This is a genomic window from Microcosmobacter mediterraneus, assembly GCF_031846265.1.
Taxonomy (GTDB): domain Bacteria; phylum Bacteroidota; class Bacteroidia; order Flavobacteriales; family Flavobacteriaceae; genus Microcosmobacter; species Microcosmobacter mediterraneus.
Window position 1 is genome coordinate 214175 of record NZ_JAVRIA010000004.1, and the last position, 12654, is coordinate 226828.

The 12654-nt window shown below is 31.7% G+C and carries 14 protein-coding genes; 7 read left to right on the plus strand and 7 right to left on the minus strand.

The features are described 5' to 3' along the window. Nucleotides 1-2 precede the first annotated feature (2 nt). The 3 genes from RM697_RS09215 to RM697_RS09225 form a co-directional block, all read right to left on the minus strand. Nucleotides 3-401 (minus strand): YcxB family protein, encoded by a 399-nt coding sequence (locus tag RM697_RS09215; RefSeq protein ID WP_311427592.1) that lies wholly within the window; start codon nt 399-401, stop codon nt 3-5. Nucleotides 402-485: 84 nt separating this feature from the next. Further along, entirely contained in the window at nt 486-1373 is an 888-nt protein-coding gene (locus tag RM697_RS09220) for a 3-hydroxybutyryl-CoA dehydrogenase (protein WP_311427593.1), read from the minus strand. Nucleotides 1374-1382: 9 nt separating this feature from the next. Continuing rightward, entirely contained in the window at nt 1383-2345 is a 963-nt protein-coding gene (locus RM697_RS09225; protein WP_311427594.1) for a Gfo/Idh/MocA family protein, read from the minus strand. 222 nt (nt 2346-2567) lie between these two features. Here RM697_RS09225 and RM697_RS09230 point away from each other — a divergent pair, with 222 nt between their 5' ends. The 3 genes from RM697_RS09230 (at nt 2568) to RM697_RS09240 (ending at nt 5342) form a co-directional block, all read left to right on the plus strand. Further along, on the plus strand, nt 2568-4226 hold the full coding sequence (locus tag RM697_RS09230; protein ID WP_311427595.1) for a SulP family inorganic anion transporter: 1659 nt from the start codon (nt 2568-2570) through the stop codon (nt 4224-4226). A gap of 70 nt (nt 4227-4296) precedes the next feature. Beyond that, nucleotides 4297-4938 (plus strand): protein-L-isoaspartate(D-aspartate) O-methyltransferase, encoded by a 642-nt coding sequence (locus RM697_RS09235; RefSeq protein WP_311427596.1) that lies wholly within the window; start codon nt 4297-4299, stop codon nt 4936-4938. Between the two features lie 2 nt (nt 4939-4940). Next, nucleotides 4941-5342 carry a DUF2452 domain-containing protein gene (locus RM697_RS09240; RefSeq protein ID WP_311427597.1) on the plus strand — a complete coding sequence of 134 codons (402 nt, stop codon included), beginning with the start codon at nt 4941-4943 and terminating at the stop codon, nt 5340-5342. On the opposite strand, the gene RM697_RS09245 is transcribed toward RM697_RS09240, so the two are convergent. Further along, on the minus strand, nt 5339-6262 hold the full coding sequence (locus RM697_RS09245) for a peptidoglycan DD-metalloendopeptidase family protein (protein WP_311427598.1): 924 nt from the start codon (nt 6260-6262) through the stop codon (nt 5339-5341). The genes RM697_RS09240 and RM697_RS09245 overlap by 4 nt on opposite strands. 171 nt (nt 6263-6433) lie before the next feature. Between RM697_RS09245 and RM697_RS09250 the strand changes: the two genes are divergently transcribed. Genes RM697_RS09250 through RM697_RS09260 form a run of 3 tightly spaced genes read left to right on the plus strand, consistent with a single transcriptional unit; the run spans nt 6434 to nt 9488 of the window. Next, nucleotides 6434-6997: a hypothetical protein gene (locus RM697_RS09250; protein ID WP_311427599.1), complete on the plus strand. Its 564-nt coding sequence runs from the start codon at nt 6434-6436 to the stop codon at nt 6995-6997. A gap of 22 nt (nt 6998-7019) precedes the next feature. Beyond that, nucleotides 7020-7598 (plus strand): hypothetical protein, encoded by a 579-nt coding sequence (locus RM697_RS09255; RefSeq protein ID WP_311427600.1) that lies wholly within the window; start codon nt 7020-7022, stop codon nt 7596-7598. Between the two features lie 39 nt (nt 7599-7637). Continuing rightward, nucleotides 7638-9488: an adenylate/guanylate cyclase domain-containing protein gene (locus RM697_RS09260; RefSeq protein ID WP_311427601.1), complete on the plus strand. Its 1851-nt coding sequence runs from the start codon at nt 7638-7640 to the stop codon at nt 9486-9488. Between the two features lie 3 nt (nt 9489-9491). Here the strand turns inward: RM697_RS09260 and RM697_RS09265 are convergent, their stop codons facing one another. Beyond that, a complete protein-coding gene (locus tag RM697_RS09265; RefSeq protein ID WP_311427602.1) occupies nt 9492-10088 on the minus strand; it encodes a hypothetical protein in 597 nt (198 codons plus the stop codon). A gap of 9 nt (nt 10089-10097) precedes the next feature. Beyond that, nucleotides 10098-10661, minus strand: a complete 564-nt coding sequence (locus RM697_RS09270) for a YceI family protein (protein WP_311427603.1) — start codon at nt 10659-10661, stop codon at nt 10098-10100. 120 nt (nt 10662-10781) lie between these two features. On the opposite strand from RM697_RS09270, the gene RM697_RS09275 reads away from it, so the two are divergent. Further along, nucleotides 10782-11642, plus strand: a complete 861-nt coding sequence (locus tag RM697_RS09275) for a winged helix-turn-helix domain-containing protein (protein WP_311427604.1) — start codon at nt 10782-10784, stop codon at nt 11640-11642. A 2-nt stretch (nt 11643-11644) separates the two neighbouring features. Here the strand turns inward: RM697_RS09275 and RM697_RS09280 are convergent, their stop codons facing one another. Further along, nucleotides 11645-12628 carry a PorP/SprF family type IX secretion system membrane protein gene (locus tag RM697_RS09280; protein WP_311427605.1) on the minus strand — a complete coding sequence of 328 codons (984 nt, stop codon included), beginning with the start codon at nt 12626-12628 and terminating at the stop codon, nt 11645-11647. Nucleotides 12629-12654 lie beyond the last annotated feature (26 nt).

Genomic DNA, 12654 nt, shown 5'->3' on the forward strand with positions numbered 1-12654 from the left:
AATTAGTTAGTAGCATTAATTAAGCTGGTGAAGTTTTTATAATCTTCTGTTTTAAAAAAGATATCTTTATTTACATTAATAAACTGACCTTTTGAGATATATAATAACCAAAATTGCTTATAATTAATAACCTTTTGGATATTAGAAATTGGAATTTTAGATTCTGTACCTTCTGATTCAATAATAAGCACAGAATTATCAAAAGACATATGTATTGGTTTGTTAAGACTATTATTACTTAATGACCAAAAATAAAGATACACAGTAATAAATAATGGATAGCAAAATCCAAAAATTACTATAAATGAAGAAAAACTATCTGTTTTGAATTTATTAAGATTTAAAATAGCGACAAGTATTAACAAAAGATATATCCACCAAGACTTTCTAAATCTTGTCATTAATACAATCTTTGCATAGTGCTTATTTGATAAACTATAAGTTTTAGTTTTAATCATCAAAAAAAATCAATAAATGATAGTTATCTAAACAAACTGTTTCGCAACTTTTTCCGCTTTTCTACTTTCTGAATAATCATAAAAACCTTCACCAGATTTAACGCCTAATTTGCCTGCTCTTACCATATTAACGAGTAATGGACAAGGTGCATATTTAGGATTTTTAAAGCCTTCATACATAACATTGAGTATCGATAAACAAACATCGAGGCCTATAAAATCCGCTAGTTGTAGTGGTCCCATTGGATGCGCCATCCCGAGTTTCATTACTGTATCTATTTCACTAACTCCTGCAACACCATTGTAGAGAGTTTCAATTGATTCATTTAACATTGGCATTAAAATTCTATTGGCTACAAATCCTGGATAATCGTTAACTTCAACAGGAATTTTACTTAAAACTTTTGACAGTTCCATGATGGTGTTAGTAACGTCATCACTTGTATTGTATCCTCTAATAATTTCTACCAATTTCATAATTGGCACAGGATTCATAAAGTGCATGCCTATGACCATATCTGGTCTGGAAGTTTCTGCAGCAATCTGAGTTATAGATATAGATGATGTGTTGGTTGCTAAAATGGTTTCTTTGTCACAGACTTCATCTAGTTGCTTAAATATTTTCAACTTTAAATTAATGTTTTCAGTAGCAGCCTCAACAACTAGACTAACATTTTGCACACCATCATTTATGCTTGTATATGTAGAAATATTACCTAAGGTTTCCTGTTTAAGAACTTCAGTAATTTTTTCTTTAGAAACCATTCTATCCAGATTTTTGGTAATGGTTGCTATTCCTTTTTTTAAAGCATCTTCACTAATATCTATGAGCTTTACTTTAAAACCAGATTGTGCAAAAGTGTGAGCTATACCATTTCCCATGGTTCCAGCACCAATTACTGCAACATTTTTCATAATGTACTATTATTTAAATTGATTGATAATCATTGTGGCAACTCGCAATGCTTCAGTACCATCATGCAAAGTTACAATTGGAGTTTTATTAGTATTAATGGCATTAGCAAAGGTTTCTAACTCATCCAAAATAGCGTTATTATTTTCTATCTCAGGATTGTCAAAATAAATTTGCTTTTTTATGCCTTCGGCATTTTGCAAAATCATATCAAAATCTCCTGGATTTTCTGGAGCATCTTTCATTTTTACGACTTCACAATTTTTTTCAAGGAAATCAACTGAGATGTAAGCATCTTTTTGAAAAAAACGAGATTTCCTCATGTTTTTTAAAGATATACGACTCGCAGTTAAATTAGCTACGCAACCGTTTTCAAACTCAATACGTGCATTAGCAATATCTGGTGTGTCACTAATTACAGAGACTCCACTTGCAGATACTTTTTTTACTTTAGATTTTACAACGCTTAGTATAATATCGATATCGTGTATCATTAAATCTAAAACAACAGGCACATCTGTACCTCTTGGATTAAACTCAGCCAATCGATGTGTTTCAATGAACATTGGCTGTTCAATTTTATCTTTTACTGCAATAAATGCTGGATTAAATCGCTCTACATGTCCTACTTGACCTCTCAAATTATGTTCAGAAAGTAACTCTCTAATATGTTCTGCTTCTTCAACGGTATTTGTTATCGGTTTTTCAATGAAAATATGCTTGCGATGTGCTATTGCTTTTTTAGCACAATCGTAGTGAGAGAGTGTAGGTGTTACAATATCAACAACATCAACGGCTTTAATTAGAGCATCTATAGAATCAAAATAGGTATAACCGAATTCTTCTACTACACGCTTAGCATTAGCTTCATCGGCATCATAGAATCCGATGAGGTCATATTTATCAGATTGATTTAATAGTCTAAGATGAATTTTACCTAGATGTCCAGCACCTAAAACACCAGCTTTTAACATGAATTTACATTTTCAACAAAAATAAGATTTTTAAGTCTATTCTGGTTAGCATACTAAGATATTAAGATGTTATTGTTTTGCTAAATTCTTTATCATAAAACTTTATATTGTAATTATCATTTGTTAATACTTACATAATATTATTACTTATAAATGTAAAATTACTAACGCCATCAGTTTGTATCTTTGTTTTATTAAAGAATACAATTAAAACAAGATTTAATGATTTCTAAATATTACAATTCTAAATACCTTAAAGGAGATTTTACAGGAGGATTAGTAGCAGGAGTAGTAGCTTTGCCCTTAGCTTTAGCTTTTGGAGTGCAATCTGGGTTAGGAGCTACAGCTGGTTTATATGGCGCCATTGCTATTGGTATATTTGCTGCCATTTTTGGTGGTACTGCTACACAAGCTAGTGGTCCTACTGGTCCAATGACAGTGGTTTCCGCAGCATTAGTTGCAGCAGCTATTGAGCTTACAGGTAGCCTTGAAGCAGCTATGCCAATCATTATTCTTACGTTTTTACTTGGAGGTATATTTCAAATTATTTTTGGCTTTTTAAACATAGCTAGCTATGTAAAATACTTTCCTTATCCTGTAGTTTCGGGATTTATGAGTGGTGTTGGTTTAATTATAATAATACTTCAGATTTTTCCGTTTGTTGGTCTAGATTCTGCTAAATCCACTTGGTTCGTCATTCAAGATTTGCCAAGATTATTTACTGATTTTAATTGGCAAGCATTGGCTTTAGGTGGGTTAACAGTGCTTATTTATTATATATTTCCTTACATAACAAAAGTCATTCCTAGTGCATTGGTAGCTCTAATTGTGGCCTCAATAGTTGGCTATTTTTTAAAATGGGATGTACCTATCATTGGAGAAATACCTTCTGGTTTACCAACTTTGCAAATAGATGGTATACTTACAGTAGATTCTGGAGCGTATAGACTTATTGCAGAATATGCAACTGTTTTAGCTGTTTTAGGTTCTATAGATTCATTACTAACCTCAGTCATTGCTGATAATATGACTAAGACTAAACATAATAGTAATAGAGAATTAATTGGTCAAGGTATAGGTAATGCTATTGCAGCTATTTTTGGTGGTATCCCAGGAGCTGGAGCAACCAAAGGCACAGTAGTTAACATTAATTCTGGAGGTAGAACAAGACTATCTGGTACAATTCATGGGCTTGTATTATTAGCAGTGCTTCTAGGTTTAGGAAAACTAGCTGGTTATATTCCGCTTTCAGTCTTAGCTGGTCTATTAATACCTATTGGTTTCAAAATCATAGATACCAAAGGCTTAAAGCATTTATTAGCAGTACCAAGAGCAGATGCTTTTGTGCTTATTTTGGTATTACTGGTAACTACATTTGGTAGTTTAATACAAGCTGTAGGAATGGGATTATTATTAGCTTGTTTATTGTTTATGAAACGTGCTAGTGATATTAGTGAAGAAGGGATGGAAGTTGGTACGCTTGCAGGTTTTGATGGCGAGCAACCTTGGCAAGACGAAATGGAGTTTTACAATAAATACAAAGACAAAGTTTACATTAAGCATTTATATGGTCCTTTATTCTTTGGGTTTACATCTCATTTTCAAAATGAAATTAAAAATATTCCAGACGAAGTCAAGGCTTTAATTATAAGAATGGATCGTGTACCTTATATAGATCAGTCTGGTTTATATGCTTTAGAAAATGCAGTTTTAGATCTAGAAAAGAAAGGTGTAGAAGTTATATTAACCGCTTTACAAGAGCAACCAAAAGATAAACTTGTATCAATAGATATTATTCCTGATTTAATTAATGAAGAAAGTATATGTGACTCAATAGATGAAGCTTATGATCTTGTTAAAAAAGTCCTCAAAACTAGTTGATTTCTATACTAAGATAGTTTTTATTAGTATGATCTAATACGTAATTTAGCATTTTAATTAAGCCACTAAATTGGAAGACACATTTAAACATAAAGGATTACGCGCTAAACTTATTGAAACTCTCAAATCTAAAGGTATAAAGGATGTTAGTGTTTTAAATGCTATGTCTAAAATACCTCGCCATCTGTTTATGGATTCTAGTTTTTTAGACCATGCTTACCAAGATAAAGCCTTTCCTATTGCTGCAGATCAGACGATATCTCAGCCTTACACAGTGGCGTTTCAAAGTGAGTTACTACAAGTAAAGCAAGGTGATAAATTGTTAGAAATTGGTACAGGAAGCGGTTATCAAACCGCAGTATTATTAGAATTAGGTGCCAAAGTTTTTAGTATTGAACGTCAGCAAGAATTATTCAAAAAAACATCTAAATTTCTGCCTAAGTTAGGTTACAGAGCGAAGCGTTTAATATTTGGTGATGGTTACAAAGGATTACAAGAAGAAGCACCTTTTGATGGCATCATTGTTACAGCTGGTGCACCTTTTGTACCAAAACCACTTTTAGAACAGTTAAAAATTGGTGGACGATTAGTAATACCTGTGGGTGAGGAAACTCAGGTAATGACACTTTATATAAGAAAAGAAGAAAAGACTTTTGAAAAAGAAACTTTTGGAGATTTTAGGTTTGTTCCTTTGTTAGAAGATAAAAGTTAATAATGAGTAAGAAAAAACCAGATATTGTTGTTTATAATGAGGAAGAGGAGAAGTATGATGCTTTTTTAAAACCTTTTGCTTCAGATTTAGGAGCACCTCAAATTAGTATGCCAGATACTTTAAGTTGGAAACAAAATCAAATGCATGCTGTAAATCATAAGCTCAAGGCAAAATATGAAGAATTAAAATCTGCTTATGAGGAGATGATTGAAAACTATGAGTATAACCAGCTTTTATTTAACGCCAAGTTTAATATAGAGCCTATTGTTGGTGAAACTTATCATTTATATAAAAATTCTAAGCAAGAGTCCTTTTTATCTATTATAGAGCCAGAAGCTTGTAATTTTGATTACTTAGGAAGCTTTAAACTAACTGCAGATAAGCTTTGGGAGAAGATAGATTAAAGCTCTAAAACTAATTTTTGACCAATACGCAAGGTAGCATTTCGTTTTATCAAATTTGTTTTACAAATAGCAGAAATAGGTACATTATTACGTTTAGATATTCTAGATAATGTATCACCACGTCTTACAATATATATTTTGCGTTGTTTTTCTAAACTTGCTAAAGCTTCATCTTTAGAGGTCAATAATTCTAATTTACTCTGACGTTTAGAGTTGTGAAAATGTGCTCTTGTCCATTTTTTGGTAATCCATAATTCTTTTGAGCGTATTGCTTTAGAGTTGTCAAACTTAAATATATATTCAGGATTAATGGATACACCTTTGTAATTAACAACAAAATGCAAATGGCTTCCTCTAGCATTCCCAGAAGTTCCGCCTTTACCAAGATATTGTCCTTTTATTATGGTGTCATTTTCTTTTACACCATATTGAGATAAGTGTGCATAGACAGTCTCTAATCCATTATAATGTCTAACAATAACGGTTCTGCCATGGCCAGAACTATATCTTACAAACCTTACCACACCATCAAGTACTGCATAAACACTATCACCAGTTACTAAATCTATATCGATTCCCTTATGTGCTCTACCTCGTCGCCATCCAAAACGAGATGTCACTACCATATCGTTGTCAACAGGTTGCGCATACGTACTATCTTTAAATTTGATAGATAAAGGAAATTTTAATGACATATTCTTGTATGGATTGTAAACGGTATGGATCCAATACTCAGATGTTATGTTTGGTAAGTGAACAGAATCTATTACGATTTTACTCGTAATAGAATCTTTTTTAGTAGTTTTTTCTTCATTATTGAAGACAGAAAAATCAATATTTAAAACCTCTGGCTTTGGTATATTTTGACTATGTAGATGTACTACAATTAATAAAAATATGAGGGAATAGAATGATTTCATAGTTACTTAAAATCAAATATTATAGATAATTATATAGGATTGAAATGCTCATTTGTTTGTTTTAGATCGACGAAATTATACAAAAAATCGTTAATCTGTGTTAATGTAGTGTTAGAGTTATAAACAATAATTTTGTTTATATTCGCTTGCTATTAATTAATTATATATAAAATGAAATTTCACAAACCCTTACTAATTTTAGTTTCATTATTATTATTTACTTGCTCCTCTGATGATGATGGTAACTCAATAATTACTATTCTTCCAAATATCACTTTAGATATTAATGCAATTAATGCTTTGCCAGACGGATCTGACATTACAGATTTAGTCAATTTTGGTCAGCCATTAGGTGTTTCCACCAGAGACTGGGAAGTTGAGTTAGAAGAAGGTGGTGTCTTAAGGTTTGAACAACCAGGAGGGTTGGACTCAGATAATGTATTATTTTATTCAAGAGTTGATTATTTTGATCCCACTGGAACTACACCAGCTCCTGAAGCTGAAGACGTTATTAGTTTTATAGTTCCTGATGATGCAATGCAGGTTGAAGATCCTAATTTTCCTGGTACAGGTTTTAATGTTTATGACAAAATTGAATTAGTAGCAATAAATGCTGATGATGATAATGATTTGGATTATAAATATGATATTCGTGTTATGATACAAGTAAATGGCGATTTATTACCAAATTATTATTTTATTGACCCAAAAATTAAGATTAAAGCGAGAAACTAAACTTTATATTAAAAATTAAATAATGAAATTTTTTAAACCCTTACTACTTTTATTTACAGTTTTACTTTTTACGTGTTCCTCTGATGATGATGGAGGTGATAATGCACCAGTAGTTATAACTCCTACCATTTCTGTTGATGTTAATGTAGTATTAGCGTTACCTGATGGTTCTGATATTACTAATCTTGTAAATTTTGGTCAGCCAATAGGAGTTTCCTCAGCTGACTGGGAAGTGGAGCTAGAAATAGGAGATATTTTAACATTAGGTCAGCCAACTGGTTTTGCTTCTGGTGATGTATTATTCTATGATGTAATTGTATTTTTTGATGACGTTGGAGAAGAAGTTGATGAAGTTACTCTAGCAGAATATTTAGATTTTATTAATTGTGTAAAAGATGATGGTACACCTGATCCTGAGTGTGATGACACTCTTAGTGCTCTAGAGTATTATACTACATTCTCCATGACATCTGTAGATGCTGAAGATGATTTTGACATTAATTATAAATATTCAATGGAAGTTTATATCGCTCGTGAAGGTGAAACAGATAGAGGCCCTTTTATTATTGATCCTAAAATTAAAATTAAATCTAGAAATTAGTATTAGCTTTAAACTCAAAATAATCTAAAATTACAATTGGTGTTGTTAAGACAGAACATACATTCTATTATATCAAAAAAAGCCATTTTACTTGGCTTTTTTTGGTTTAGTATATTGTCTTTAACAGCTCAAAATCAAATAAAAAGTGATAGTTTAGAACTGATATATAATGAAGGAAATTTTGATGATTCCGAAGAGCTTAACTTGCTAAAACAGTTAGCAGATAATGAGACTAATGCTGATAAAAAATTAAACTTTAGTTCAGAACTTATTATAGCAGCCAAAAGTAAGGATTCTGGTAGTTATGAATATTCTGGATACCTCCAAAAAGGTAACGCCTACCAAATGAAAGGCGATCTTACCAAGGCTTTAGAAAACTATATTGAGGCTGCAAAAACTGCAGATAATTATGCGCTTGAAGACGAAAAAGGTGTAATTAATATTTCAATTGCTGATGTGTATTCTGAAATGGAAGACAACACTACAGCAATGTTGTATTACAGAAAAGCACTAAATGAAATGGGTGAGCATTTAGAAAATGCAGATGATTCATTAAATTTAGCTAGTCTTCAACTTAATTTAGGTGATGAATATATCAATCAAAAAAAGTTAGATTCTGCACTTTACTTGTCTCAAGAATCACAGAAAATATTTGGTGCTAAACCAGAATGGGAACCTTATGAAGCTTATAGTCTTGGAAATATAGGATTGATTTATGCCGAATTAGAAGATTTAGAAAATGCTGAAAGTAATCTAAATAAAGCTATTGAGGTTATGACAGAGTATGGCGATTATCAGCCCATTTGTGTGTATCTCAATGCCATGTCAGATGTATTTGAAAACAAAGGCAATAAAGCCAAGTCTGTAGAATACGCTAAAAAGAGTTTAGATATAGCCAAGCAATTTGGCTTAAAAGATGAAATTGGTGAAGCTAACTTTAGGTTATATGATATTTATAAAAGACGCAGAAATTTTAAAGATGCCTTAGAGTTTTATGAAACTTACCATACATACAACGATAGTGTACGTAATATCTCTGATGTACAAAAAAGCGCAAAAGAGTTAAAAGACTTTGAAGTTGGATTAAAGCAAAAAGAACTTGAATTAATCGATGAAAAACGCAAAACACAAAAAATAATCCTCTATGCTGTAATAGCTGTTCTTCTTCTCATTGCATTTTTAGCAAGATCATTATTTAAAAGCAATAAATATATCAAGAAAACCAACGAGGTTATTGCACATGAAAAGGAACGCTCCGAGAAGTTATTGCTTAATATACTTCCAGAGGAAACAGCTCATGAACTTAAAGAAAAAGGTAAGGTTGAGGCTAAAAAGTTTGATGATGTTACCATTCTGTTTACAGATTTTAAAGGCTTTACCTCACAGAGTGAGAAATTAAGTCCAGAAGACGTTGTAAAAAGTATCGACCATTATTTTGCCGAGTTTGATGCTATCACTGAGAAATATGGCTTGGAGAAAATTAAAACTATTGGAGATGCTTATATGTGTGCAGGTAGTTTACCGCATCCTCTAGAGGATCATGCAGCAAAAGTTTGCCAAGCAGGATTAGAAATGGCTGAGTTTGTAAAGAAAACCAAGCGTAGTATTAATCATAAATTAGCAAAATTTGATATTAGAATTGGTGTAAATACTGGTGCAGTTGTTGCTGGAGTTGTTGGTACCAAAAAATTTCAGTACGATATTTGGGGCGATGCAGTAAATACTGCGGCACGTATGGAAAGCTCTAGTGAAATAGGACGTGTTAATATTAGTCAAAGCACCAAAAAAGCTTTAGAAAAATACGATGTCTTTGAGTTTACAGAGCGTGGCGCTCTAGAAGCTAAAGGTAAAGGCAAAATAGACATGTTTTTTGTGGATTATGTTGGCTAAGATTTAAAAATCACAACCTGGTTTCTCTAATACCACTGCATTAAGTTTTTGCCATACTTCATGATCAAAAGCTTTAGGAGATAACCTAAATACGAGTATGCTTTTCTTTTCGTTTTTACAAAAGTTTGCAGTAACACTTACATTGAGTGTTAGTGGCTTTTTGGTGTAACGCGTGTCATAGGTTTTAATTTTGCCAATAAATTTTGAGGTGTTTTCGGTTATATCTTTAGCAATAAACAACGCCACAGTTGATTGATATTTTAATTTGTTTTCTTCAGAATTTAAACCCAACAAGCCATTAAAATATAGTTCTAGGTGATCTTCTAATTCCTGTACTGTAACATCCTTAATATTATCTAAACACCAAGCCCAAGTATAACTCCATAATTCTGGATGATCTGCCTTGGTAAACCCTGGAGCAAATCTCAAATCTCCAAAGCCTTTGTAAGGTATCTCTCTGGCAAAACCAATTGGAAATTTTATACTTTCTTTAAACCAAGTAGTATCTGCTTTTAATAATGTAGGTTCAATATCTTCTTGACTAAAACTTAATGTTGAGTAGAGTAGAAGTGATAGTAAAATAATAAGACCTTTTTTCATACCCTAAAGTTATAAACTTAATTTAACTTCAAACCCAATGGCATCAGAAATAGCGCCATCTCTAAGTTTACTGTTATAATCAATTCCCCAGAGTTGCCTGTCTATCTTAAAACGTGTAGTCATCTCTTTTTTATCATAATTTACTTTTGCTTGAAAATTAATCGGTTGGGTTACACCTTTAATGGTAAGATCTGCATAAATTTTCATGCTGTAATTGTCGTGATACTTAACTTTAGTAATCTTTAATGTTGCAAGTTTATAGTTTACTACGTCAAAGAAATCTGGTTCTTTTAAATGGTTTACTAAGCTTTCATTGGCATCTTTTGTTTCAATATCATCACATGCAATGCTAGTCATATCAATGCTAAATTCGCCACCAGTAATCACATCATTTGTTTTTATAAAATAGCCTTCTTTAAAATTTATGGTTCCGTTGTGTCCACCAAAATAGAAGGTGTATTCTCCAAACCATTTTAATTCACTTTTAGAGTTGTCTATGTTAAGTTTTTCTTGTGCATAACTAAATACAGATGCAAATAGTATACATACAATGAGTAAAGTTTTTGTTTTCATATTTTTTTATTGATTATGAGGCTAAACTAGAATGGACTCAGGTTAAAAATGTCAAAAAAATGTAAAAGAAGTGTCAACAGTTGTAAAATCTCGCAGAATTGTATGTTCTTTACAGTGTTTATGACATTGAATGCTAAATATTATTTCTTAAAGGTTGTTGCTTTCTCATTAATAGCAATGTTATCTTCATGTTCAGAAGACAAGGATGAAGAATTTTCGGAGCGTACAAAAATTGCGTTACGCGATGTTGGTAACACCTTATTATTAAAAATTAATGATTCTACATCGTTAATTAGACCTGTTTTAGAAATTGAGCCCAAGACGTTTCAATTATCGTTTAGTTCTCACTTATCATTTGAACCTTCAGATTTAGTTTCTAATGTGAGGCAAAGTATTGAAGCTGCCAAATTGCCAAAGTATTACAGAGTAGAAGTTATACAATGTTCAGATAACGAAGTTGCTTATAGTTATCAAATTACTGTTGACGAGGAAAGTACTATAATCCCTTGTAGTGGTAGAGTTTTACCTTATAATTGTTATCTTATTAAGGTTAAATTTAGTAAGAATATAGAGGTGCCATTTACACGACAAGGCTTCTTTTTTGGGTATGTCTTATTAGTGGTTACATTACTTATTCTATATTTTTATAAAAAAAGACAAGCTATGTTGCATGATACTGATACAGTTTCTTTTACAGTAGGAAGTTTTAAATTTTATCCTGAACAAAATAAACTAGTTAAGGCAACTGATGAAATTAGCTTATCTAAAAAAGAGTGTGAGTTATTAGAAATATTTGTAACCAATACCAATACTATTGTTAAACGAGACGAGTTAACCAAACGTGTTTGGGAAGACCATGGAGTTATTGTAGGTAGAAGTCTTGATACCTATGTTTCTAAACTCAGAAAAAAACTACAGGACGATGATTCCATAAAGCTAACTAACGTACATGGTGTTGGTTATAAGCTTGAGATATCTTAGCCTTATCTATATTTTCTCCAACTAGTACCTTGTGTACAAGGACAATTACTTGCACCTTGCATAAAGTCAATACCAATGGTAATAACATGTGTCCCTGAGTTAAACCTAGATAAATCGTTAATAGTTAATTGATAAGCGTAAGCAAAGTACAATCCGTTATGCATAATACCTGCCATAGGACCAACGTTTAGAGGTTTGAAAAACTGATCGTTTAGGAATCTGTAAGAACCACCAATCCAGTAATAATCGCCATCTCTATTCCACTTTCTATACTTAAAGTTAAGATCTGTGCTAGAACGACCATCACTGTCAAACCTTTGATAAAATAAGGATGGCTCGTATTCTATTTTTTTGTTGTAAGGATTTGTAAATACATAACCTGTATACAATTGATAATTCAAGAGCTTACTTGGTTCTTCTTCAAAGAATTGATCTATGTCTTTACCTAAAATATTATTGGCATTAAAACTTATATAAAAATCTTTATAACGATATAAAATACCAACATCAAAATTACTATTAGATGTTGATCTATCATCAACAATACTAGGGTCTACAATAGGAATATCGTCTGTTGTATTAAAGTTTTCAATAGCTATTCTAAACGCGTTTATATTATATGAGATTCCAAAGGATAAAAAAGATTTTGTTGTATAATTTAATGTAAGATGATGTGCAAAAGAAAGTTTTAACCCTTTTTGTCTTGTATTACCATTTCTATCATTGTAGGCAGAAATTCCTACTGCAGACCTATTTGAGATTCTAAAATCTGCATAGAGAGACTGATTATCTGGTGCATTTTTAATACCAACCCATTGTGTTAATCCATTAGCTCGTATTCTAAAATTGTCACCAATTCCTGCATATGTAGGTGAGATAACAAAAGCGTTGTCTGCTAAGTACTGCGTAAATACTGGTAAGTTAAGTTCTTGAGCAAAACTCTTGCTAAAGACCAGTAAAAGTATATATAGTGTAAATTTCTTCATCTGTTTCGTGTTATAATTCACTTAGC